This is a genomic window from Micromonospora sp. WMMD754, assembly GCF_049315235.1.
Taxonomy (GTDB): domain Bacteria; phylum Actinomycetota; class Actinomycetes; order Mycobacteriales; family Micromonosporaceae; genus Micromonospora; species Micromonospora sediminicola.
Genome location: NZ_CP186058.1, coordinates 2,287,491 through 2,308,797, shown reverse-complemented (window position 1 = coordinate 2,308,797; position 21,307 = coordinate 2,287,491). Strand labels below are relative to the sequence as shown.

The 21,307-nt window shown below is 73.7% G+C and carries 25 protein-coding genes and 1 tRNA gene; 16 read left to right on the top strand and 10 right to left on the bottom strand.

Translation table 11 applies throughout. From position 1 onward, the window contains the following. Position 1: 1 nt before the first annotated feature. The 5 genes from ACN27B_RS11250 to ACN27B_RS11230 form a co-directional block, all read right to left on the bottom strand. Positions 2–1,378 (bottom strand): sensor histidine kinase, encoded by a 1,377-nt coding sequence (locus tag ACN27B_RS11250; protein WP_422745916.1) that lies wholly within the window; start codon positions 1,376–1,378, stop codon positions 2–4. Positions 1,379–1,488: 110 nt separating this feature from the next. Beyond that, positions 1,489–2,502, bottom strand: a complete 1,014-nt coding sequence (locus tag ACN27B_RS11245) for a SpoIIE family protein phosphatase (RefSeq protein WP_099164824.1) — start codon at positions 2,500–2,502, stop codon at positions 1,489–1,491. Beyond that, a complete protein-coding gene (locus ACN27B_RS11240; RefSeq protein WP_098744079.1) occupies positions 2,499–2,918 on the bottom strand; it encodes an ATP-binding protein in 420 nt (139 codons plus the stop codon). Before ACN27B_RS11240 ends, ACN27B_RS11245 begins: the two co-directional genes overlap by 4 nt. Beyond that, positions 2,915–3,325: an STAS domain-containing protein gene (locus ACN27B_RS11235; protein WP_091565353.1), complete on the bottom strand. Its 411-nt coding sequence runs from the start codon at positions 3,323–3,325 to the stop codon at positions 2,915–2,917. Before ACN27B_RS11235 ends, ACN27B_RS11240 begins: the two co-directional genes overlap by 4 nt. Then, positions 3,325–4,185: an STAS domain-containing protein gene (locus ACN27B_RS11230; RefSeq protein ID WP_099162976.1), complete on the bottom strand. Its 861-nt coding sequence runs from the start codon at positions 4,183–4,185 to the stop codon at positions 3,325–3,327. Before ACN27B_RS11230 ends, ACN27B_RS11235 begins: the two co-directional genes overlap by 1 nt. 159 nt (positions 4,186–4,344) lie before the next feature. On the opposite strand from ACN27B_RS11230, the gene ACN27B_RS11225 reads away from it, so the two are divergent. Continuing rightward, entirely contained in the window at positions 4,345–4,701 is a 357-nt protein-coding gene (locus ACN27B_RS11225) for an STAS domain-containing protein (protein ID WP_088642031.1), read from the top strand. A gap of 10 nt (positions 4,702–4,711) precedes the next feature. On the opposite strand, the gene ACN27B_RS11220 is transcribed toward ACN27B_RS11225, so the two are convergent. After that, entirely contained in the window at positions 4,712–5,992 is a 1,281-nt protein-coding gene (locus tag ACN27B_RS11220) for an MFS transporter (protein ID WP_422744833.1), read from the bottom strand. 49 nt (positions 5,993–6,041) lie between these two features. Between ACN27B_RS11220 and ACN27B_RS11215 the strand changes: the two genes are divergently transcribed. The 4 genes from ACN27B_RS11215 to ACN27B_RS11200 all read left to right on the top strand — a co-directional run bounded on the left by ACN27B_RS11215 (position 6,042) and on the right by ACN27B_RS11200 (position 8,157). Then, a complete protein-coding gene (locus ACN27B_RS11215; protein ID WP_422744831.1) occupies positions 6,042–6,725 on the top strand; it encodes a FadR/GntR family transcriptional regulator in 684 nt (227 codons plus the stop codon). A gap of 39 nt (positions 6,726–6,764) precedes the next feature. Further along, positions 6,765–7,235 (top strand): large conductance mechanosensitive channel protein MscL, encoded by a 471-nt coding sequence (mscL, locus tag ACN27B_RS11210; RefSeq protein ID WP_099162978.1) that lies wholly within the window; start codon positions 6,765–6,767, stop codon positions 7,233–7,235. 76 nt (positions 7,236–7,311) lie between these two features. Next, the gene (locus ACN27B_RS11205; RefSeq protein ID WP_099162979.1) at positions 7,312–7,560 is read left to right on the top strand and encodes a hypothetical protein; all 249 of its coding nucleotides are present in this window, start codon (positions 7,312–7,314) and stop codon (positions 7,558–7,560) included. Positions 7,561–7,791: 231 nt separating this feature from the next. Continuing rightward, positions 7,792–8,157 carry a hypothetical protein gene (locus tag ACN27B_RS11200; RefSeq protein WP_099162980.1) on the top strand — a complete coding sequence of 122 codons (366 nt, stop codon included), beginning with the start codon at positions 7,792–7,794 and terminating at the stop codon, positions 8,155–8,157. Between the two features lie 10 nt (positions 8,158–8,167). On the opposite strand, the gene ACN27B_RS11195 is transcribed toward ACN27B_RS11200, so the two are convergent. Next, complete coding sequence (locus ACN27B_RS11195) at positions 8,168–9,385, bottom strand: benzoate/H(+) symporter BenE family transporter (protein WP_099162981.1); 1,218 nt, start codon at positions 9,383–9,385, stop codon at positions 8,168–8,170. Positions 9,386–9,441: 56 nt separating this feature from the next. On the opposite strand from ACN27B_RS11195, the gene ACN27B_RS11190 reads away from it, so the two are divergent. The 5 genes from ACN27B_RS11190 to ACN27B_RS11170 all read left to right on the top strand — a co-directional run bounded on the left by ACN27B_RS11190 (position 9,442) and on the right by ACN27B_RS11170 (position 14,082). Further along, a complete protein-coding gene (locus tag ACN27B_RS11190) occupies positions 9,442–9,969 on the top strand; it encodes a helix-turn-helix domain-containing protein (RefSeq protein WP_422744828.1) in 528 nt (175 codons plus the stop codon). Positions 9,970–10,061: 92 nt separating this feature from the next. Next, complete coding sequence (locus ACN27B_RS11185) at positions 10,062–10,781, top strand: PP2C family protein-serine/threonine phosphatase (RefSeq protein ID WP_099162983.1); 720 nt, start codon at positions 10,062–10,064, stop codon at positions 10,779–10,781. A gap of 51 nt (positions 10,782–10,832) precedes the next feature. After that, the gene (locus tag ACN27B_RS11180) at positions 10,833–12,032 is read left to right on the top strand and encodes a GNAT family N-acetyltransferase (RefSeq protein ID WP_422744825.1); all 1,200 of its coding nucleotides are present in this window, start codon (positions 10,833–10,835) and stop codon (positions 12,030–12,032) included. A 39-nt stretch (positions 12,033–12,071) separates the two neighbouring features. Then, the gene (locus ACN27B_RS11175) at positions 12,072–12,821 is read left to right on the top strand and encodes a ZIP family metal transporter (RefSeq protein ID WP_422744823.1); all 750 of its coding nucleotides are present in this window, start codon (positions 12,072–12,074) and stop codon (positions 12,819–12,821) included. A 76-nt stretch (positions 12,822–12,897) separates the two neighbouring features. After that, on the top strand, positions 12,898–14,082 hold the full coding sequence (locus ACN27B_RS11170; RefSeq protein ID WP_099164825.1) for a hypothetical protein: 1,185 nt from the start codon (positions 12,898–12,900) through the stop codon (positions 14,080–14,082). Positions 14,083–14,097: 15 nt separating this feature from the next. Here the strand turns inward: ACN27B_RS11170 and ACN27B_RS11165 are convergent, their stop codons facing one another. Then, the gene (locus ACN27B_RS11165; RefSeq protein ID WP_099162986.1) at positions 14,098–15,180 is read right to left on the bottom strand and encodes an NAD-dependent epimerase/dehydratase family protein; all 1,083 of its coding nucleotides are present in this window, start codon (positions 15,178–15,180) and stop codon (positions 14,098–14,100) included. A 200-nt stretch (positions 15,181–15,380) separates the two neighbouring features. On the opposite strand from ACN27B_RS11165, the gene ACN27B_RS11160 reads away from it, so the two are divergent. Further along, on the top strand, positions 15,381–15,779 hold the full coding sequence (locus ACN27B_RS11160; protein WP_355517162.1) for a DUF6223 family protein: 399 nt from the start codon (positions 15,381–15,383) through the stop codon (positions 15,777–15,779). Between the two features lie 9 nt (positions 15,780–15,788). Here the strand turns inward: ACN27B_RS11160 and ACN27B_RS11155 are convergent, their stop codons facing one another. Next, the gene (locus tag ACN27B_RS11155; RefSeq protein ID WP_396820930.1) at positions 15,789–16,451 is read right to left on the bottom strand and encodes a response regulator; all 663 of its coding nucleotides are present in this window, start codon (positions 16,449–16,451) and stop codon (positions 15,789–15,791) included. Further along, complete coding sequence (locus ACN27B_RS11150) at positions 16,448–17,611, bottom strand: sensor histidine kinase (protein WP_422744820.1); 1,164 nt, start codon at positions 17,609–17,611, stop codon at positions 16,448–16,450. The genes ACN27B_RS11155 and ACN27B_RS11150 overlap by 4 nt, the downstream gene beginning before the upstream one ends. Before the next feature lie 130 nt (positions 17,612–17,741). On the opposite strand from ACN27B_RS11150, the gene ACN27B_RS11145 reads away from it, so the two are divergent. The 5 genes from ACN27B_RS11145 to ACN27B_RS11125 all read left to right on the top strand — a co-directional run bounded on the left by ACN27B_RS11145 (position 17,742) and on the right by ACN27B_RS11125 (position 21,299). After that, a tRNA-Lys gene (locus ACN27B_RS11145) sits at positions 17,742–17,813 on the top strand. A gap of 311 nt (positions 17,814–18,124) precedes the next feature. Beyond that, on the top strand, positions 18,125–18,826 hold the full coding sequence (locus tag ACN27B_RS11140; protein WP_422744818.1) for a hypothetical protein: 702 nt from the start codon (positions 18,125–18,127) through the stop codon (positions 18,824–18,826). A gap of 662 nt (positions 18,827–19,488) precedes the next feature. Next, on the top strand, positions 19,489–19,878 hold the full coding sequence (locus ACN27B_RS11135) for a YbaB/EbfC family nucleoid-associated protein (RefSeq protein ID WP_422744816.1): 390 nt from the start codon (positions 19,489–19,491) through the stop codon (positions 19,876–19,878). Further along, entirely contained in the window at positions 19,832–20,224 is a 393-nt protein-coding gene (locus tag ACN27B_RS11130) for a WXG100 family type VII secretion target (protein ID WP_422744814.1), read from the top strand. The genes ACN27B_RS11135 and ACN27B_RS11130 overlap by 47 nt, the downstream gene beginning before the upstream one ends. After that, the gene (locus ACN27B_RS11125) at positions 20,202–21,299 is read left to right on the top strand and encodes a hypothetical protein (RefSeq protein ID WP_422744812.1); all 1,098 of its coding nucleotides are present in this window, start codon (positions 20,202–20,204) and stop codon (positions 21,297–21,299) included. The genes ACN27B_RS11130 and ACN27B_RS11125 overlap by 23 nt, the downstream gene beginning before the upstream one ends. Positions 21,300–21,307 lie beyond the last annotated feature (8 nt).

Genomic DNA, 21,307 nt, shown 5'->3' with positions numbered 1-21,307 from the left:
GTCACGCTCCGCCCACGGGCAGGACGACGGTGAACGTGCTGCCCCGGCCCGGTTCGCTGGTCAGCTCCAGCGTCCCGCCGAGCAGGGCGACCAACCGCCGGGCGTACGGCAGGCCGAGGCCGGTGCCGCCGACCCGCGTCGTGCCCGGGACCTGGTAGAACTCCTCGAAGACCCGATCGTGCAGCTCCGCCGGGATGCCCACGCCGGTGTCGGTGACCGACAGCGACCACATGCCGTCGCGGCGCTCGGCGCGCAGTCGCACCTCGCCGCGTTCGGTGAACTTCAGGCCGTTGTGGAGCAGATTGCGCAGCACCTGGGCCAGGAGCACCTCGTCCGAGCGGACCGTCGCCGGCGCCGGCGGCTCCTCGACCACCAGCTCCACCTCCGGCCGGGTGGCCAGCGCCCGCAACGTGCCGCGCAACTGCCCGAACACGGCGCGCAGGTCGACGTCGGACCAGTCCGGCTCGATCCGACCCGACTCGGCCTTGGCCAGGTCGAGCAGCTCGTTCACCAGGGCCAGCAGGTCGCCCGCGGAGGACCGGATGAGGCCCACCTGGCGGGCCTGCTCACCGGTGAGCGGGTCGGAGGCGGAGTCGGCCAGCAGCCGTCCCAGGCCGATGATCGCGGTGACCGGGGCGCGCAGCTCATGACTGACGTTGGCCAGGAACCGGCTCTTCGACTCGCTGGCGGCCCGCAACTGGGCGGACTTCTCGTCCAGCTCGGCGTAGAGCGCCACCACGCCGCGGTTGGTCTCCTCCAGCTCCTCGGTGAGCTGGTTGTAGAGCGCCATCACGCCCCGGTTGGTCTCCTGCAGCTCGGAGTTGAGCACCGCCAGCTCGTCCCGCTGGCTGCGCACCTCGTCCAGCGCGGCGATGAGCTGGGCGTTCTGCGCGGCCAACTCGTCCAACGCGGAGCCCGGAGCGCGCTCGGCCAGCTCGGCGCGGAGCTGGGCGACGCGGTCCGGCGTCAGCTCCTCGGCGTGGTCCGGTACTCGTCTGGACATCCTCACGACGGTATCGCTCTCGACGGTCACCACCTGCAACGTGTCCACCAGACGCGCCACCGCGCCGGACTGCGGCTCGTACCGGCCGTCGGGGAGCGGGCGTACCGGGGCCAGGTCCACCCGGAGCACCCGCCGACCGGTGGCGACGTCCCGGTCGACCGCGAACGTGACGTCCGCGCCGTCGACCCCGCGCAGCAGCTCCCGGGCCACCTCGCTGAGCGCGGTGGCGAGGCGTACCTGGTCCTGGTGTTCCAGGCCGACGGCCGCGGCGACCTCCCGGCCGCGCTGGCGGATCAGGAAGATGTCCTGCTCGACCCGGAGCGCCAGGTGCAGAAGAGGTTCACGGCCCTCGCTGCGCTCGGTGCGTTCGCTCATGCCGAGCCGACCGGGCATGCGCTCACGGCCCTCGCTGCGCTCGGTGCGTTCGCTCATGCCGAGCCGACCGGGCATGGCCTCACGGCCCTCGCTCCGCTCGGTGCGTTCGCTCATGCCGTGCCCCGGGCGACCAGGACGCACGCGTCGTCACGGCGGACCCCGGCGTCCCGGAGCAGGGTGGCGGCGACCAGCAGCGGCGCCCGCCCGGCCAACCCGGGGTAGTCGTCCAGGTCCCAGCGGTCCACCACGCCGTCACTGTGCATGACCAGGGTCGACCCGGGCGCGAACGGGTACTCGTACCCGCGTACCGCCGGACGCTGGTGGCCGGCGATGCCCGGCAGCGAGACCAGGCCCCGCCGCCGCTCGCCCGACGCGACGATCATGGCGGCGATGTTGCCCAGGCCGGCGTAGCGCAGCAGCCCGGTCGCCGGGTCCGGTTCGGCCACCGCGAGCGCCGCGCCCCGGGTGTGCGAGATGCTCGCGTGCAGGTGCCGCACCACGACGTCCGGTGGTCCGACCGGCGCCGAGCGGAACGCGGCGACCGCGGCTCCGGTGGCGGCGGCGGCCAGCGGCCCGTGCCCCAGTCCGTCGCAGACCAGCACCTGCCGGCGGCCGTCGACCTCGCGCACCGCGTACCCGTCGCCGCTGTCCTGCTCGCCGGTGATCGGCCGGGCCAACCCGGCGGCCCAGTCCGGCTCCGGCGGCGGCCCGTCCCACACCTGAACGGTCAGGACGGTGCCCCGGCCGCTGAGCGAATAGCCGTCGAACCGGCTCGCCTGCCGGACGATGGCGCCGAGGCCGATGCCGAGCGTGCCGACCGTCGAGTGACCGTCGGTCGAGGAGAGCGTGAGGTCGGCCATGCCGGGGCCGGCGTCGATGGCCACCAGCTCCACCCCGGCCCGCCCGTTGCGGCGCGCCGGGCGCAGCAGCAGCGTGCCCTCGCGGGCGTGCTTGACCAGGTTGCTGGTGATCTCGGCGGTGATGATGGCCAGGTCCGCGACGCGGTCCGCGCTCAGTTCGAGCTGGCGACCGAGGCGCTCGGCCGCCCGGCGTACGCCACCGGCGGTCGCGCCGTTGTCGACCCGGAACCAGACGCCGTGGTCGGGGACCACGTCGGCGGTCATCGCGACCACTTGGTGACGGTGATCGTCGTGCCCTCGCCGACGGCGGTCCGGATGTCGAAGTCGTCGACGAGCCGGCGGGCGCCGCTGAGGCCGAGTCCCAGGCCGCCGCCGGTGGTGTAGCCGTCGGTGAGCGCCAGGTCGAGGTCGGGGATGCCCGGGCCCTGGTCGGCGAAGACGATGCGGACCCCGCGCCGGCGGCCGTCGGAGACGGTGCTCACCTCGGCGCTGCCCCCGCCGCCGTAGATCAGCGTGTTGCGGGCCAGTTCGCTGGCGGCGGTGACCAGCTTGGTCTGGTCGACCAGGGAGAGCCGGACCGCGACGGCGGTGGTACGCACCAACTGCCGTACCCGCACCACGTCCTCGTCGCTACGGATCGCCTGCGTCGCCGGCACCCCCAGGTCGACGCCCGTGGTCATGGCGTCGCCGTCGTCTCGGCGTCCTCGTCGCCGGGCGCCTCGTCCCAGTCGTCGGCGCGGCTGGCCGCGATCAGCTCCATGCCCCGCTCGACGTTCAGCGCGGTACGGATGCCGTTGAGCGACAGGCCCAGCTCGACCAGGGTGATGGCGACGGCGGGACGCATGCCGACGACCACCGTCTCGGCGTCCAGCACCTTAGAGATGGACGCGATGGTGGAGAGCATCCGGCCGACGAACGAGTCGACGATGTCCAGCGCCGTGATGTCGATGATCACGCCGTGGCAGCCGGTGGCGACGATCCGCTCGGCCAGGTCCTCCTGGAGCTGGACCGCCGTCTGGTCGGACATGTCGACCTGGATCGAGACCAGCAGGATGTCGCCGATCTTGAGGATCGGCACCCGCTCCATCACGCCTCCCGGCGTGCGCGGCGGGCGGTGGTCTCGACCCCGGTCAGACGCAGCACGTGCCGCAGCGCGTCGGCCAGGCTCGCCTTGGTGGCGATGTCACCGAACTCGATGCCGAGGGCGACGATCGTCTGGGCGATCTGCGGCCGGATGCCGGAGATGATGCAGTCGGCGCCCATCAGTCGGGCGGCGACCACGGTCTTGAGGATGTGCTGCGCGACCTGGGTGTCCACCGCCGGGACGCCGGTGATGTCGATGATCGCGTACGGCGAGCCGGTGTCGACGAGCGTCTGCAGCAGCCGCTCCATCACCACCTGGGCGCGGGCCGAGTCGAGCGTGCCGACCAGCGGGACGGCGACCACGCCCTCCCAGAGCTTGACCACCGGCGTGGAGAGCTCCAGCAACTGCTCCGCCTGGTCGGCGATGAGGCTCTCCCGGGCGCGGACGAACGTCTCGAAGGTGAACAGCCCCATCTGGTCGATCAGCGCGGAGAAGGCGACGAAGTCGCGCAGGGTGTTGTCGTCCCGCCCCTCCTCCATCAGCTCCAGCAGGACGTCCTTGAGCGCGAACACGCTGATCGCGGTCTCGGTGGCGCTGAATCCCTGCCGGGCCCGGTTGGTGGACAGCTCGGACAGCACGGCCCGCAGCTCACCGCCGTGCTCGCCGGCGAGGTCGGTCACGCCGTGCTGGCCGGCGTCGACCAGCGCGCGGTGGAGTTCCTGCACCTGGCGGTTCAGCTCGGCCCGGCTCAGCCGGCCGCGCAGCGAGCTGGCGACGATCTCCGTCCAGCGCTCGGCCAGCCGGTCGGCGTGCTGGCTCAGCAGGTGGGCGAGCCGACCACCCTGTTCGGCGCTCAACGCCATGGTGACCTCCCTGATCTGGACGGGCGGACTCTATCACCGGGGGTCACCGCACTAGTTGTCGCGGAGCAAAGAGATGATCGACGGCACCTGTGCCGGCTCCCGTTCTGCGCGAGACGCCCGTCGTGGGATACCGTTCCTCCGAACACAGGAGGTCGACGAATGTCCCTGACGGTGCACACGGAACAGCGCGGCGATGTGGTCGTCGTGTCGGTCGCGGGCGAGCTGGACATGGCCACGGCACCGCAGCTCCAGGATCAGATCACGGATCTGCTGGACAAGGGGCGCAGCCGGCTCGTGTTCGACCTGGCCGAGGTGTCGTTCTGCGACTCGACCGGGCTGTCGGTGTTCGTCCGCGCCAAGAACAGCTGCGACGAGGCCGGCGGCGTGGTCCGGCTGGCCGCCCCGCAGCGCGGCGTGCTGCGCATCCTCGAGGTCAGCGGCCTGGTCGAGGTGCTGCACACCTACCCGACGGTGGAGCAGGCCGTCGCCGGCGACCCCACCCCGGCCTCCTCCTGACTGAAACTTTTCAGCGCTCGTCCTCGATGTAGCGGGGACGGGCGATGACCATGCCCGCGGTCGTCTGCACGGCGAGCGCCACCAGCAGGAAACCGATCGGGGCGGTCCAGCCGCCGGTCGCCTCGTAGAGGATGCCGACCAGCAGCGGGCCGAGCGCGGCGATCACGTATCCGGTGCTCTGCGCGAAGGCGGACAGCGCGACGGTGCCCTCGGCGGTCCGTGCGCGCAGCCCGATCGTGGTCAGGATCAGCGGGAACGCGCCCTGGCCGAGCGCGAGCAGCAGCACCCACAGCGGCGCCAGGCCGCGCGGCGCGAGCGCCAACCCGAGGTACGCGGCGGTGGAGAACACGGTCAGCGACAGCACCAGCGGCCGCAGCGTGGCCAACCGGCCGGCCAGCGCCGGCATCATCAGCGCCACCGGCACACCGAGCGCGGTGACGCCGGCGAGCAGCAGCCCGGCGGCCTCCGGCCGGTACCCGGCGTCCCGGAACAACTGGGCCAGCCAGCCCATGATCGCGTACCCGCTGAGCGACTGCGCCCCGAAGTAGACCGCCATGGCCCAGCCGAGCCGGGTCCGCCCGGGCCGTACCCGGGTCGGGGTGGCGACCGCCGCCGCCGGGGGCGCGGCCCGTCGCGCCGCGCGGGCCCGCAGCGCCAGCGGCACCCACGGGATCACGGCCAGCGCGGCCAGCCCGGCCCAGACGCCCAGCCCGGCCCGCCAGGAGCCGAAGGCGTGGGCCACCGGCACGGCGGACGCGGCGGCCACCGTCGTGCCCACCGTCAGGGCCATCGTGTACGCCCCGGTGACCAGTCCGGTGCGGTGCGGGAAGTGCTGCTTGACCAGCATCGGCAGCAGGATGTTCGCCACCGCGATGCCGGCCAGCGCGAGCGCGCTGGTGAGCACGAAGACCGCCGCCGACCCGGTGACCGCGCGCAGCACCTGCCCGACGGTGAGCGCGATCATGGCCAGGACGAGCACCCGGGGCGCCGCCCAGCGGCGGACCAGCCACGGGGTGAGCGCACCCAGCCCGGCGAACGCGACGGTGGGCAGTGTGGTGACCACGCCGGCCATGGCGCCGGAGAGGCCGAGCCCGACGCGGATCTCGTCGAGCAGGGCGCCCAGGCTGGTCACCGCGGCCCGCAGGTTCAGCGCGACGAGCAGCATCCCGGCCAGCACGAGCAGCCCACCCCGCGCCGGACCCACGCCGGGGGCCGGGGCGGCGGCCGGGGCCGGACCGGGCGTGACGTCGGTGGTGGGCACGGTCGCGGTGGGCACGGGTGGCGGGGTCATGACCTCGAACCTACAATCATGGGATGAATTTCGGCAGGAGGTGTAACCGGTGACACCCGCCGTGGATTCCGTCGCCGTGCCACCGCGCGGTCACCGGGTCCGGCAGACCATCGAGCAGCTCCGGGAGCGGATCCTGGGTGGCGAGTGGCCGGTGGGTGGGCGGATCCCCACCGAGCCGCAACTGGTTGCCGCGCTCGGCGTCGGGCGCAACACGGTCCGCGAGGCGGTCCGCGCGCTGGTGCACGCCGGGGTGCTGGAGTGCCGGCAGGGCTCCGGCACCTACGTGGTGTCGACCGACGAACTGGCCCCGGTGGTGGCCCGTCGCCTCACCGACGACCGGATGGCCGAGGTGATCGAGGTCCGGCGCGCGTTCGAGGTGGAGGCCGCCCGGCTCGCCGCGCTGCGGCGTACCCCGGCCGACCTGGCGGCGCTCGACGGCGCGCTCGCCGACCGGGAGGCCGCGTGGCGCTCCGGCCGGGTGGACGAGTTCGTCGAGGCCGACGCCGCGCTGCACACCGTGGTGGTGGCCGCCGCGCACAACGCCATGCTCGCCGAGCTCTACGCCTCGGTCGGCGCCGCGCTGCGCAGCACCGTCGCCCAGGCCATGGGCACCGCGCTGACCCCCGAGCGGTACGTCGACCACGGTCGACTGGTGGAGGCGATCCGGGCCGGCGATCCGCAGCGGGCGGCGATCGAGGCCGGTGCTTTTCTCGAAGGACCCTCCCGGGCATAGGTTGTCCCCGACGGAGATTCGGACAGCACGGGAGAGCTGATGCTCAAGGGCTTCAAAGACTTCATCATGCGCGGCAACGTCGTCGACCTGGCGGTCGGCGTCGTCATCGGCGCCGCGTTCACCGGCGTGGTCACCCAGCTGACCAAGTCGTTCCTGGAACCGCTGGTACGGGTGTTCATCGCACTGATCACCGGCAGCAAGGACGGCCTCAGCGGCTCGACGCCCAAGTTCCGGGGCATCCCGTTCGACTGGGTGGCGTTCGTCAACGCGGCGATCACGTTCGTGCTCACCGCGGCGGCGCTCTACTTCCTGGTCGTCTACCCGATGAACCGGCTCGCCGAGCGGCGCAAGCGCGGCGAGGAGCCCCCGCCCTCCGCGCCCAGCGAAGAGGTGAAGCTGCTGACCGAGATCCGGGACGCGCTGCTCGCCGGCAGCCATGGCACGCCCGCGCAGCGCGGCGCGCTGGACGACGTGCTCGGCCGCCGGCAGGAGCCGCCGACCCCGCGCTGACGCATAGCCGATCGGCCCCCGTGGGAATCCCGCGGGGGCCGACGTGTATCGAACACATGTTCGATAGAGTCCCGGCATGGAGCAGCGCAGGCACTGGTGGAACGGGAAGTGGGGACGGCTGGCCCGGCGGGACGTCTTCCTCCGGGTGGACGGCGACCGCTGGCACGTGGAGCAGCGCGCCGGCGGCGCCGAGGGGGTCTCCCGGTTCTACGAGCACGCCAGCGTGGAGGAGGCCGAGGAGACGGTCCGGGCGCTGCTGGAGGGGCCGGACACCTGGCGCGAGCTGTCCCCCCGCCCGCCGGGCGGCTGGGCCCCGCCCACCTAGGTCCGCTGCCGGTGACCGTGCGTGACCACGCCAGAGGAACGGTCACCCGAGGGCGATATACCTGAGGGTCATAATCATGACTCTCAGGTATATCGCTTCACCCGACCCTCTTCCATCAGCCCCGACACGCCCGGAACAGCCCCGATAGCGCCCCGCCCCGACCGCTACGGGACGGCGGCCGGCGCGCCCACGATCCGTTTAGCGCCCGCGCGCCCCGGGAACCGCTCCTGCATGAGCCAGCAGCAGGACACCGTCTCCCGGGTCACCACCGGCATGCGGGTGGTCGACGCCACCGGCGTCGAGGTGGGCACCGTGGATCTCGTCCAACGCGGTGACCCGGCGGCGGTGACCGTGCAGGCACCCACCCCGGTCGACCCGGGCGGCAGCCTCGACGAGCTGATCGAGTCGGCCGCCGTCGACGAGCCGGAGGTGCCGGCCGACCTGGCCGCCCGGCTGCTGCGCGAGGGCTACCTCAAGGTCTCCACCGAGCTGACCCCGACCGGCGCGGTCTACGTGCTGGCCGACCGGATCGCCGGGGTGAGCGACGGCGCGGTACGCCTCACCGTCCCGGCCGCGGAGCTACCCGCCGAGGAGTGACGGCCGCACGTCAGGCGGAGCGGACGGGGACGACCTCGCCGTCGGCCGCGTCAGCCGGCGTCCGGCCAGGTCGCGCCCCGGCCGGGCGGCGGCGGAAGAGCAGCAGCATCAGGCAGCCCGCGACCAGCCCCCAGAACGCGCCACCGACCCCGAGCAGGCTCACCCCGGAGGCGGTGACCACGAACGTCACCACTCCCGCCTCCCGCGCGTCCGGCTGGGCGACCGCCGCCGTGACGGCTCCGGCCAGCGCGCCGAGCAGCGCGAGCCCGGCGACCGCCTCGACCAGCACCGGCGGGGAGAGCAGCACCAGCGCGGTCGCCGCGCCGGCGCCCAGGCCGAGCAGCGCCAGGCCGATCCCGGCGGTGACCGAGGCGATCCAACGCCGGTCCGGGTCGGGGTGGGCGTCCGGGCCGGCGGCGAGCGCGGCGGTGATCGCGGCCAGGTTCACCGCGTGGCCGCCGGCGGGTGCGCCGAGTGCGGTGGCGAGTCCGGTCACCCGCAGCGCGGAGCCCAGCGGGGCCCGGTAGCCGTAGCCGGCGAGCACGGCGACGCCGGGTACGTTCTGCGCGGCCATGGTGACCAGGAACAGCGGGAGCGCGAGGCCGACGACCGCGGGCAGCGTCCAGGCCGGCGCGGTCAGCGCGACCACCGGGGCCGCGTCCAGCCGGGCCGGCCCGGAGGTGGTCAGCGCGATCGCCACCACGGCCACGGCGAGCGCGCCGGGGACCGCCCAGCGACGGGCGAACCGGTGCAGCAGCAGCCAGACGAGCACCACCGGCCCGGCCAGGCGGGGCACCTCCACCAGCGCGCGTACCGGCGCGGTGCAGAGCGGCAGCAGCACCCCGGCGAGCATGGCGGAGGCGATGGGCCCGGGGATGGCGGCGACCGCGCGGCCGAGCGCGGGGATCAGCCCGGCCGCGACGATCAGCAGGCCGGCGAGGAGGAAGGCGCCGACCGCGGCGGGCCAGCCACCGGGGACCTGCCCGGTGGCCACCAGCAGCGCCGCGCCCGGCGTGGACCAGGCGATGGCGAGCGGCAGCCGGTGGCGCAGGCCGAGCCAGACCGCGCAGGCGCCGCTGGCCACGCAGAGCGCGAGCAGGCCGGAGGCGGCCTGGCGCGGGTCGGCGCCGACCGCGCGCAGCCCGGCCAGGACGACGGTGAACGAGCTGGCGAAGCCGACCAGGGCGGTCACCACGCCGGCCAGGACGGGTTGGAGTCGACCGGCCATGCATCCCCCTCCGGGTGTTCCGTTTACGGAACGACGCGATGTAGCACGATAACCCGATGGACGTCGGCCGGCGCATCCGCGCCCTCCGGATGGAACGCGGGATCTCCCTCTCCGAGCTGGCCCGGCTGGCCGGCGTCGGCAAGGCCACGCTCTCCGGCCTGGAGAACGGCGTCCGCAACCCCACCCTGGAAACCCTGTACGCGATCACCGCGCAGCTCGGCGTGCCGCTGACCGCCGTGCTGTCCGCGCCCGAGCAGACGCCGACCGTACGCGGGGCCGCGGTCGGCGCCACGCTGCTGGAGGTCTTCCACGACCGCGACGCCACCTATGAGCTGTACCGGATGCGGGTCGGCCCGGGGCCGGCCCAGCTCTCCCCCGCGCACCAGGCCGGGGTCACCGAACACGTGACGGTCTTCTCCGGCGTGCTCCGCGCCGGGCCGGTGGACGCCCCGTCCACCGCCGGGCCGGGCGAATACCTGCGCTGGACCTCCGACGTGCCGCACAGCTACGCGGCGGTGGGCGACGACGAGGTCCGGGCGAGCCTCCTGCTCCGCTATCCGCGTCCGTCCACACCGGACAGTTGACGCATACCCAGGATGCAAGCGGATGACATTTCTTTCAGCCGACCAGCCAACGCGTGCAGACGCGGGGCCGGTCTTCTTGGCAAGCTTGACCCATGACGCTCATCCTCCGCTCGGCCATCCTCAACGACGTCGGCCTCGTCCGGACCAACAACGAGGACTCCGCCCTCGCCGGTGACCGCCTGGTGGCGGTGGCCGACGGCATGGGCGGTCTGCCCGCCGGCGAGGTGGCCAGCGAGATCGTCATCCGCATCCTGGACGAGCTGACCCCGCCCACCGGCGCCGACGAGGCAGCCGACGCGCTGCGCGCCGTGGTCAGCACCGCCAACCAGCGCATCCGCGCCGCCATCACGGTCGACCCGGCCCGCGACGGCATGGGCACGACGCTGACCGCCGCCCTGCTCGCCGGGGACACGCTGGTCCTCGCCCAGGTCGGCGACTCCCGGTGCTACCTGCTGCGCGACCACGAGCTGACCCAGCTCACCCGCGACGACACGTTCGTGCAGGCGCTGGTCGACCAGGGCGCGCTCTCCCGCGACCAGGCCCGGCACCACCCGCAGCGCTCGCTGGTCACCCGGGCCGTGCAGGGCTCGGACGCGCCACCGGCGGTCGGGGCGCTCACCGTGTTCGCCGGCGACCGGCTGCTGCTGTGCAGCGACGGCCTCTCCGACTACGTGGAGGACGCCGCCATCGCCGCGGCGCTCGCCACCTACGGTGACCGGCAGCAGTGCGGCGAACAGTTGGTGAAGCTGGCCCACCAGGCCGGCGCGCCGGACAACGTCACCGTGGTCATCTCCGACGTCACCGAGGCCTGATCCGCGCCGATTCGGGTTGCGACGCCCGCCGCCCCGGGTTGGGATGAACGGATGCGCATCCGCCGGTTGGCCGCCGAGGAACGACTGACCACCAGCTTCCCGCTCCAGGCGTACGCCTTCGAGGCGTCCCCCATGGCGGCGGCCCGGACCGACGAGTTCCGCGCCTACCTGCCCTACAACGCGGGAAACACCACGCTCGTGGTGGAGGAGGACGACGTCACCACGGCGGCGGTCTCGGCGATCCCGATGCGGCAGAACCTGCGCGGCGCGGTGCTGCCGATGGCCGGTGTCGCGGGCGTGGCCACCCACCCGCTGGCCCGCCGGCGCGGGCACGTCCGGACGCTGATGCACCAGCTCCTCGACGGCATGCGGGACGAGGGGCACCAGCTCACCGCCCTGCACCCGTTCCGCGCCTCGTTCTACGAGCGCTTCGGCTACGTCGGGCTGCCCCGGCGGCGTACCGCGGTGTTCGCCCCGGCGGACCTGACGCCGCTGCTGCGGGCCGAGCTGCCCGACGAGCTGGTCTGGGAGCGGATCGGCGTGGGCTACCCGCGGTGGCGCGCCTACACCGACCGGTGCCTGCGGGAGCGGCACGGGTTCGCGGTGTTCCCGGACTTCCGCGCGGTCGGGCTGCGCGACCGCGACGACCGCTGGCTGGCCAGCGTGGTGCGCGACGGCGAGACGGTCGGCGCGGTCACCTACCGGATCGACGACCACGCCGGCACGCTGATCGCCGACGACCTGCTCTTCGACGACCCGTACGCCCGGGCGTCGCTGCTTCAGTTCTTCGCCCGGCACGTCGACCAGGTGGCCCGGGTCAGCGTCCAGCTGCCGCCCGACGAACTGCCCGAGCTGTGGCTCACCGACCTCGACGTGCACGTCGAGGCGCGGGTGTCGCGGCCCGACCCGACCGCGCCGATGGCCCGCCTGCTCAGCCTGGACGCGCTCGCCGACCAGCCGGTCGGCGCCGGCCGGGCGCTCGTCGAGCTGGTCGGTGACCGCTGGCTCGCCGGCCGGCACCTGCTCGACGGCGCCACCGGCAAGCTGGCGGTGCTGCCGGCGGAGACCGCCGCCGAGGGCAGCGTGCCGGCCGCCCGGCTGACCGCCGCCGGGCTGTCCGCCCTGGCGTACGGGGTGCTCGACCCGGCCGAGGTGGCCGTGCGCGGGCTGGGCGAGGTGCCGGTGGACGCCGCGGTCGAGCTGCGCCGGCTCTTCCCCCGTGAGCTGCCCTACCTGTTCGCCGACTTCTGACCCGGTTGGCGGCGCCCGGCCGGGGGTAGGGTCCTGCCCGTGCCGGAGTGGTTGCAAGCGGGATTCTGGGGCCTGCTCGCCGGGTCCGCCCTGTTGATCGGGGCGGCCGTCGGGTTCTTCGCGCGGGTGCCGCGCCGGATGACCGCGTCGGTGATGGCGTTCGGCGCCGGCGTGCTGCTCTCCGCCGTGTCGTTCGAGCTGATCGACGAGGCGCACGAGCAGGGCGGGCTGCTGCCGGTGGCGATCGGGGCGGCGGCCGGCGCGCTCGCCTACACCGGCGCGAACGTCCTGCTGGCCCGGCACGGTGCCCGGCACCGCAAGCGCTCCGGCGACGAGCAGCCGTCCGAGCAGGAACAGCCCGGCTCCGGGTCGGCCATCGCGGTCGGCGCGCTGCTCGACGGCGTACCGGAGTCGGTGGTGATCGGCGCGAGCCTGCTGGCCGGCGGCCCGGTCAGCCTGGTCACGGTGATCGCGGTGTTCCTCAGCAACGTGCCGGAGGGGCTGTCCAGCGCGGCCGGCATGCGGCAGGCCGGGCGGACCCGGCGCTACGTCTTCGGGCTCTGGACCGCCATCGCGCTGCTCTCCGGCGCCGCGTCGCTGGCCGGGTACACGCTGCTCGGCAGTGCCCCGCCCGAGGTGCTGGCCACCATCACCGCGCTCGCGGCCGGCGCGATCCTGGCGATGATCACCGACACCATGGTGCCGGAGGCGTTCGAGGACGCCCACCTGCTGGTCGGCCTGATCACCGTGCTCGGCTTCCTGGTGGCGTTCGCCCTCTCGCACGCCTGACGGCTTAGCGGCGGGTTAAGGATCGCCGGCGGAGTCGTGCCGGGACGGCTCGGCCTCCTAGCATCGGGCGGTGCGCGTGAAGTCCGCTGTCTCCCTGCTCGCCCTCACCCTGGCCACCGCGACGCTGCCCGCGTGCGGCGGCGACGACCCGGGCGGCACGCCCGCGCCGGCCGCCGCCACCGGCTCCGGCGCACCGACCGGTCCGGCCGCTGCCCCGGCCGCCTCGCCGAGCGCCCGGGCCGGCCTCGGCAGCGCCACGCCGAGCCCCAGCACGGCCCCCGTCGCGTTCCGCGCCGGCAACCCGGACGGGCGTGCCGCCGTACCGGCCGAGGCGCGGGCGGTGGACACCTCGCGCCCGACCCGCACGGTCGGCAGCGGTACGCCGGCGAGCTGCACCTCCGCGGCGGTGGTGAAGGCGGTCGCGGCCGGCGGTGTGATCACCTTCGACTGCGGTCCGGCGCCGGTGACCATCACGATGAAGGCCACCGCCAAGGTGGTGAACTCGCACGGCCCGCGCGTGGTGCTGGACGGCGGCGGCAAGGTCACGCTGAGCGGCGGCGGCAGCCGGCGGATCCTCTACATGAACACCTGCGACCAGGCCCAGGGCTGGACCACCTCGCACTGCCAGAACCAGGACCACCCGCAGCTCACCGTGCAGAACCTGACGTTCGCCGCCGGCAACTCCACCGGCGACACCGCCGAGGGCGGCGGGGGCGGCGCGATCTTCGTCCGGGGCGGTCGGCTCAAGGTGGTCAACTCCCGGTTCGTCGACAACCGCTGCGACCGCACCGGCCCCGACCTCGGCGGCGCCGCGGTGCGGGTGCTGAGCCAGTTCGAGAACAAGCCGGTGTACGTGGTGAGCAGCACCTTCACCGGCGGGGTGTGCGCCAACGGCGCGGCGCTGAGCAGCATCGGCGTCTCCTGGACGGTGCTGAACAGCGTCTTCCGCGACAACCGGGCGGTGGGCACCGGCGCGAACCCGGCCCGGGGCGGCACCCCGGGCGGCGGCAGCGGCGGCGCGATCTACTGCGACGGCAACGAGTTCACCGTCCGGCTCGCCGGCACGGTCGTCGAGAACAACAGCGCCAACGAGGGCGGCGGCGCGGTCTTCTTCGTCAGCAACAACCGCACCGGCACGATGACCATCGAGGGCAGCACCCTGCGGAAGAACCCCAGCCGGGGCTTCGAGACGAAGGGCTTCCCCGGCATCTTCTTCCTCGGCGCCCGCCCCCCGACCGTCACCTCCTCCCGCCTTTCCTGACCCCGGGCGGGGCGGTCAGTAGGGGTTGGGGTGGCCGGGGAGGTCGCCCCTGGTGAGGGCGGCGGGGCGGCCCGGCAGAGTGGGGTCCGGGGACAGGGGCGGGGCGTCGGTGCCGGCGCGCGTGGACATGCCGGCGATCAGGTCCCGCAGGGCGGTCACGGTGTCGACCCGGGGCTCCCAGCCCAGCTCGGTCTCGGCGCGCCCGCTGGACATCAGCGGCACGTTCAGCGCCAGGTCGACCCAACCGGTGTCGACCGGTTGCAGCCGGGCCCGCCACGTCACCGCCGCCGCCGCGCGCAGCACCGGCACCGCCACCGGCACGGTCCAGCCGTGGAAGTGCCGGGCCACCAGCTCCGGCGTCAGCACCGGGTCGGCCGCCACGTTGAACGCGCCGCGCGCGTCGCCCACGACCGCCCGGGCGTACGCGTCCGCGACGTCGTCGGCGTGCACCGCCTGCATCCGCAGTCGCCGGTTCGACGGGACCAGCGGGATCCGGCCGTAGCGGAGCAGCCGCACCGGCACCAGCGGGCCGAGGAAGTAGCGGCTGATCTCCGTGCCGGCCTCCCGCTGGAAGATCAGCCCCGGCCGCAGCCGGACCACGCGCAGCCCCGGGTGCTCCCGCTCCACACCGTCCAGCAGCGCCTCCACCTCGGCCTTGTCCCGGCTGTACGACGACGTCTCCACCCCGGTCGCCGGCCAGTTCTCGCTGACCGGGTGGTCCTTCGGGCCGGGCGCGTAGGTGCCGACCGACGAGGCGTACACCAGCGCGGGAACGCCGGCCCGGACGGCGGCCTCGATCACCGCGCGGCTGCCGCCGACATTGGTCCGGTAGAGCGTGCGCCGGTCGTGGCTGGGCTGGATCTGCCAGGCCAGGTGCACCACCGCCCGCGCCCCGGCGAAGATCCGCACGAGTTCGTCGGCCGCACCGGGCGCGCCGATGTCGCACGAGTGCCACTCCACGTCGTCGTACGGCTCACCGGCGTCCGGCCCGGGCAGCCGGCGGGCCACCCCGACCAGTTCCGCTCCCGCCTCCCGCCGCAGCCGACGCAGCACGGCGGTCCCCACGTTGCCGGTGGCCCCCACGATCACGATGCGCATACGCGGTGCGATACCCGCTGAAGCGGACAGCAACCGCTCACGGACGGGGGTTCGTCCGGACCACAACCGCCGGGGTACGGACGACCGGGAAGGTACGCCCAGCGTGGTAACCCGATCGGCAACTCCGGCAGGACGACCCGGGGCCGGTCCCGTCCATACGCTGCCGCCTGTACCTGTCGCCCCCGACCGAGGGAGTTCCGATGCCCGTCCGTCATCTGCTCGCCACCGCCACCACCGCCGCCCTGGCCGGCGGGCTCGGATTCGCCGCCCCGGCCGCGGCGCACGTCTCGGTCGCCGCGGGTGGGATCGGCGGCTCCGGACGGTTCGGCGCCACCACGTTCGCCGCGGTGAGCCTGGCCGGCGCGATCATCGGCGGGCTGGCGGTGGCCCGCCCGACCTCGGGCGGGCGTGGCCGGGCCCTGCTGGCGCTGGCGGCCGGGCTGGTCGGCCTGGTGCTCAGCGCCGTGCACCTGGCCCTGACCTCGGACGGGTTCGGGAACGGGCAGGGACGGGCCGGGGCGATCGTCGGCGTGGTGCTGGGGGTCGTCGGCACGGGCCTGGGTGGGTGGGCGTCGGCCCGGGCCCGCCGCACCACCTGACCGCGACGGTCAGGAGGACGTGAGCCAGCCGGGCACGGTGAGCCCGGACTCGTACGCGAGCACCACCAGTTGCGCCCGGTCCCGGACCCGGGTCTTGGTCATGATCCGGCTGACGTGCGTCTTCGCGGTGGCCGGGCTCAGCACCAGCCGGGCCGCGATCTCGTCGTTGGACAGGCCGGCGGCGACCAGGACGAGCACCTCACGCTCCCGTTCGGTGAGCGCGTTGAGCCGTGGCCCCGGCTCCGGGTGCCGGGCGCGGGCGGCGAACTCCGCGATCAGCCGGCGGGTGATCGCCGGCGCGAGGAGCGCGTCGCCCCGCGCCACCACCCGCACCCCGTGGATCAGCTCCGCCGGCTCGGTGTCCTTGACCAGGAAGCCGCTCGCCCCGGCCCGCAGCGCGTCGTAGACGTACTCGTCGAGGTCGAAGGTGGTCAGGATGACCACCCGGCCGTCACCGCGCGCGGTGATTTCCCGCGTGGCGGCCAGGCCGTCGAGCTGCGGCATCCGGATGTCCATGAGGACGACGTCCGGCCGCAGCTGCCGGGCCAGCCGCACCGCGGCGGCGCCGTCGGCGGCCTCGCCGACCACCTCGATGCCGTCCTCGCCGTCGAGAATGGAGCGGAAGCCCGCGCGGACCAGGTTCTGGTCGTCGGCGAGCAGCACCCGGATCACGCCGCGCCCTCCGGTTCCGACCGGGCCGCCGGCACCCGGACCGGCGGCGGGCCCGGCCGCAGCGGGAGGCGGGCACGCACCAGGAAACCGCCGGCCGGCCCGGCACCGGTGGTCAGCGAGCCGCCCAGCGCCCGGACCCGCTCACCCATGCCGAGGATCCCGTTCCCGGGCGGGGCCGAGGCGCCGGCCCCGTCGTCCTCCACCTCCACCAGCAGGTCGTCGCGGTCCGGTCGGACCCGGACGGTCGCGCTGGTCGCGGCGGCGTGCCGGGTCACGTTCGTCAGCGCCTCCTGGACGATCCGGTACGCCGTCAGGTCCACCTCCGACGGCAGCGGCCGGGTCTCGGCCACCTCGGTACGGATCACCAACCCGCACCGCCCGGCCGAGGTGACCAGCTCGTAGAGGCGGTCCAGCCCGGGGGCGGGCGGCGTGGCCTCCGCACGGAGGATCCCCAGCATCGTCCTCAGCTCCCGCAGCGTCTCCCTGCTCGTCTGCTTGATCGCGGTGAGCGCCGCCTCGGCCCGTTCCGGATCCGGGCGGTGCAGCGCCGCGCTCGCCTGCACGTTGATCGACGAGAGATGGTGACCGAGCAGGTCGTGCAGCTCGCGGGCGATGCGCAGCCGCTCCTCGGTGGCCCGGCGCCGGGCCTCCTCCTCCTTGCCCTGCTCGGCGGCGCGCACCCGGGCCCGCACCTCGGCCAGGTAGGCCCGGCGGTTACGGGTCACCCCGACGATCACCGCGACCAGCCACCCGGCGTGCAGCAGCGTCGCGCCGTTCCCCCCGGCGCCGGTCCGGGTCCAGCTGTCGGCGACGGCGAAGGAGACGACCGAGGCCAGGCCGAGCCCCACCGCGACGGCGAGGTGCCCCTCGTCGACGACCGTGTACAACGCGACGACGAACACGAGCATGACCGGCCCGGGCCGGTGCAGCAGCACCCCGTAGGCGCTGACCGCGACCAGTGCCACGACCCCCACCGCCACCGGATACCGCCGGCGGGCGTACAGCGCGCCGGCGGCGGCCAGCACGACCAGCAGCGCCACCAGTTCGGTCGGGGTGTCGAGGCCGTCCGCCTGCACCAGCAGGCCGAGGAGGGCCACCAGGGCGACGGCCGGCACCAGGGCCACCGTCGCCGCGCGGTCGCGCCACCGCCAGCTCGACATGGCCGAAGCGTAGCCGTCCGCGCACGGCCCGGAGGGCCCCGCGCGGCTTGGATGACAGCGTCGGCAAGATCGAGAGGCCGGGCGTACGATGCCCGCCCGGCTCATCCGCTTCGGGTAGCCTGTGCTCTGCGGGCCGCTAGCTCAATGGCAGAGCTGTGGACTTTTAATCCATAGGTTCAGGGTTCGAGTCCCTGGCGGCCCACTCCATGACGTGGTCGGTCCGAGCCTGGGACGTCCGCTGGTCGACACTCACTCTCCGGGGTTCGCGAGCAACATCAAGGAGTTGCGGCCGAGATCTGGCCGGGACGTCAACCAGCGTCAGGTGGCCGAGCTGATGGGGGTCACGCCCGGCCGGTTCTTCGACCACGGCAGCGGCCTCCGTCAGATCACCTGATCTCCGCCAACCTCGAATGACATCGCGTACGGCGGGGCAGGTCGCTTGCGCCATCCAGCGGCCGGCGAAGCGAATCCGCGCACAGTGAGGCGTTGTACTGGCGCTCTACACTCCGGCTCGTGCTGATTCGCGATCTCCGGCTGGTGAATCGGCTCGGTGCGGCGTATCTGACCATGTTGACCGTCGTGTCGTCACTCGGCGGTGCACTGATCGCGACCACGTGGATCCGCGCCGACGTGGCGGCCGTGCCGGGCACGATCGTGTGGTGCCTCGCCTTGGTGGCGGCGGTGCTCGTGACGGCCTTCGCACAACCTCCGCGCATGGGCCTGCTGTGCCTGGCCTGGCTCGTGTCCGGGCTGCTCATGTTCGCCAGCACGATGGGCTTCTACACCGCCGTCCTCGAAGCGCGCGGCGAGCGGGTCGAGGCCACCGTGACGCAGGTACGCGACGGCACCGAGAAGGGGCGCCACCTCTACTACGCACTGGTGGATCCGGAGGGGACACGCATTCCCGGCGAGTTGGGGGCATGGCCGGGCGCGGAGATCGGCGCGAACCACAATCCCGAAGGCGAGGTCGGCGCGCGGGTCACGGTGATCCGGGACCCGGAGGGCTTGGTCGATCCCCGCCTGCCGGACGACGTCGATGGTTCTGTCGCGGTGCCTATCTGGCTCGTGGTCTTCACCATGACCGCCGTGGCCTGCATGATTGCCGGACGACCGCTGAGGGCGAAGCCCGTGGTGCGCCGTCCTCGCGCGACTTCCGAGACCGGCCGTAGTCGAGCCCGTCAGCGACGGCGCAAGCGACGCCTCCGTCAGTCCTGACCTCACCAGGTGGTGTACACGCCGGCGCCGGCCGTGAGGGTGCCGTACCTGCACTTGGCGGCCGTGGCGTCGCAGGTCCAGCCGCCGAGGGAGTCACCGAGGTCGAGAGTGGCACCGGACGGCAGGATCAGCTTGAGGGTGGTGTCGGTGGCGTCGGAGCCCCCCCGCGTTGCGTGCCGAAACGGTGAGACGTACGCGACCGCCGGCCGGTCCCACCTCGCCCGGGTCGGTGGTGAGGCCCAGGACGACGTCGGCGGGATTCGGCGCGGCCGTGGCCGCGCCGGGCAGAGCGGTGAGCAGTGACGCGACGACAGCGGTCGCGAGGGACCCGCCCGCAGCACGCGAAGGGTCCCGGTACCCACGTTGTGGTTGAACAATGAATTCCCCGTCTGGTCGGGATGGGACGACGGCCGAAGACGCACTGGAGGAGTCGGCCAGTCGTCGGATCTTTCCCAGTCGGCCAGTCAGGCGTCCCGGTGTCCACAAGTGATACGCCCGGACCACGCCGCGGACCATTGTGGGATGTCGGCCGGGCTCGTGCCGGGACGTTCACGTCGGTAAGATCCGCCGGATTGCTCGTCGAGCCGGAGATCGGGGCGGTGCGAATGGCGGATCAAGAGCGTACGGACCATGCTGCGGTCGGCCGTTCCCTGGAGGCCGCCATGCGCCTGCTCGGCCAGGCGACCGGGCCCACCAGGTCGGCGGACCCCACATCCCCGGTCGAGGAGACCCCGCTGCGCGGGCGTGGCACGGGCGGGGACGGCCTGGTCGAGGCGGTCGTCGGCGGTTACGGGCGGCTGGAGTCGCTGGAGATCAACCCGACCCTGCTGCGCTCCGGCACGACGGCCATCGCCCAGTACGTGGTCGAGGCCGTGACCGCCGCCCAGGACGACGAGCGGCGGCAGCGCCAGGAGGCGCTCGGCGGTGAGGTCGACCAGGCGGCGCTGCACCGGCAGCTCGAGGGGGTCGCCGAGCAGGCCTGGCGGGGGCTCGACGGGATGATCGGTGACCTGGACGCGATGGTCCGCCGACTCGACCGCGATCGGCGGTGACCGGTTGACCGGCGGGATCGAGGTCGACGTCGCCGCGCTGCGGTCGGCGGCCCGGACCATCCGGGGCGGCGGCGAGCGGCTCACCGGCGAGGTGCAGCGGCTCCAGGGCACGGTCAGCGGTTCGGGCAACCCGTGGGGTGGCGACGAGGCCGGGAGCATCTTCGGGATGGCCTACACCGAGGTGCTCCAGCACGCCCTCGACGTGTACGCCTCGACGGCCGACCAGCTGGTGGACGTGGCCGAGCGGCTCGACACGGTCGCCGCCGACCACGAGCGCACCGACATGGACAACGCCGCCCTCTTCAAAGGACTGGAGTTGCCCGGTGGGCCTGCAGTTACCACCTGAGCTGGCCGAGGCCCTCAACTGGGTGGGCTTCACCTGGCCCGAGGCCGACGAGGAACTGCTGGTCGAGGCGGCCCAGGCGTGGACGGCCTTCGCCGGGACGCTGCGCGCGGCGGGCGCCGAGGCGAACGCCGGCGCCGCGACGGTCGGCGTCGCCAACCGGGGCCGGGACGTCACCGCGTTCGACACCATGTGGCGGGGCGAGGAGGGTCCGACCCGGCGCATCGAGGACGGCGCCGAGGCCGCCGAGCTGATCGCCGCCGCGCTGCTGGTGATGGCCGTGATCACGCTGACCCAGAAGATCCTCACGATCGTCCAGCTGATCATCGTGGTGGTCCAGGTCGCGATGGCTCTGGCGGCGGCCGCTCCCACGCTGGGCGGGTCGCTGGCGCAGATCCCGGTGACGATCGGCATGGCCCGGGTCGCGATCCGCCGGATCATCAAGGAAGTCATCGACCGGGTCGTCAACGAGATCATTCCCCGGCTGCTCCGTCGCGCGAAGACGCTGCTCCGTCGGTTCACCCGTAAGCCGGGCCGTGGCCCGGGACGTCCGCCGAAGGTGCCGGGGCCGCTGCGGGACATCCGCTACCAGGGCAAGCCGATGCTGGACAAGTACCGGTACGAGACCATGGGCGACCACCCGGGCAACCCGTTCCGACCCAGCTCCGTACGCCGGCTCGACGAGGCGCAACTGGAGCAGCACCGGGTCTACATCGACTCGGACGGCATCATGCGCAGTGCCCGGGACGGGCAGCCGTTCGACACCCGCAACGCCAGCACGCACTGGAGCCAGGACGGGGGCCGGGCGATCTTCGTGATGGACGAGCGCGGCAACATCTACGCGTCGACCTACCAGGAGGTCGGTAAGTTCCACCACTCCACGCTGGGCAACGGCAAGCCGGTCGCCGCGGCCGGGGAGATCGCGGTGGTCGACGGTAAGGTGCAGTACGTGACCTCGGCGAGCGGGCACTACCAGCCGACTCCGCAGCACATGCGACAGGTCACCGACGAACTGGGCCGCAACGGCGTCAACAACGTTCCGCTCTTCGGCTTCGACGGCCGTACCCGGCTGAACTGACTGTCGGA

Coding starts and splice junctions, on each gene's coding strand:
- ACN27B_RS11250 (WP_422745916.1), bottom strand. CDS start 1,378: ATGAGCGAACGCACCGAGCGCAGCGAGGGCCGTGAACCTCTTCTGCAC.
- ACN27B_RS11245 (WP_099164824.1), bottom strand. CDS start 2,502: ATGACCGCCGACGTGGTCCCCGACCACGGCGTCTGGTTCCGGGTCGAC.
- ACN27B_RS11240 (WP_098744079.1), bottom strand. CDS start 2,918: ATGACCACGGGCGTCGACCTGGGGGTGCCGGCGACGCAGGCGATCCGT.
- ACN27B_RS11235 (WP_091565353.1), bottom strand. CDS start 3,325: ATGGAGCGGGTGCCGATCCTCAAGATCGGCGACATCCTGCTGGTCTCG.
- ACN27B_RS11230 (WP_099162976.1), bottom strand. CDS start 4,185: ATGGCGTTGAGCGCCGAACAGGGTGGTCGGCTCGCCCACCTGCTGAGC.
- ACN27B_RS11225 (WP_088642031.1), top strand. CDS start 4,345: ATGTCCCTGACGGTGCACACGGAACAGCGCGGCGATGTGGTCGTCGTG.
- ACN27B_RS11220 (WP_422744833.1), bottom strand. CDS start 5,992: ATGACCCCGCCACCCGTGCCCACCGCGACCGTGCCCACCACCGACGTC.
- mscL (WP_099162978.1), top strand. CDS start 6,765: ATGCTCAAGGGCTTCAAAGACTTCATCATGCGCGGCAACGTCGTCGAC.
- ACN27B_RS11205 (WP_099162979.1), top strand. CDS start 7,312: ATGGAGCAGCGCAGGCACTGGTGGAACGGGAAGTGGGGACGGCTGGCC.
- ACN27B_RS11200 (WP_099162980.1), top strand. CDS start 7,792: ATGAGCCAGCAGCAGGACACCGTCTCCCGGGTCACCACCGGCATGCGG.
- ACN27B_RS11195 (WP_099162981.1), bottom strand. CDS start 9,385: ATGGCCGGTCGACTCCAACCCGTCCTGGCCGGCGTGGTGACCGCCCTG.
- ACN27B_RS11190 (WP_422744828.1), top strand. CDS start 9,442: ATGGACGTCGGCCGGCGCATCCGCGCCCTCCGGATGGAACGCGGGATC.
- ACN27B_RS11185 (WP_099162983.1), top strand. CDS start 10,062: ATGACGCTCATCCTCCGCTCGGCCATCCTCAACGACGTCGGCCTCGTC.
- ACN27B_RS11180 (WP_422744825.1), top strand. CDS start 10,833: ATGCGCATCCGCCGGTTGGCCGCCGAGGAACGACTGACCACCAGCTTC.
- ACN27B_RS11165 (WP_099162986.1), bottom strand. CDS start 15,180: ATGCGCATCGTGATCGTGGGGGCCACCGGCAACGTGGGGACCGCCGTG.
- ACN27B_RS11160 (WP_355517162.1), top strand. CDS start 15,381: ATGCCCGTCCGTCATCTGCTCGCCACCGCCACCACCGCCGCCCTGGCC.
- ACN27B_RS11150 (WP_422744820.1), bottom strand. CDS start 17,611: ATGTCGAGCTGGCGGTGGCGCGACCGCGCGGCGACGGTGGCCCTGGTG.
- ACN27B_RS11135 (WP_422744816.1), top strand. CDS start 19,489: ATGCGCCTGCTCGGCCAGGCGACCGGGCCCACCAGGTCGGCGGACCCC.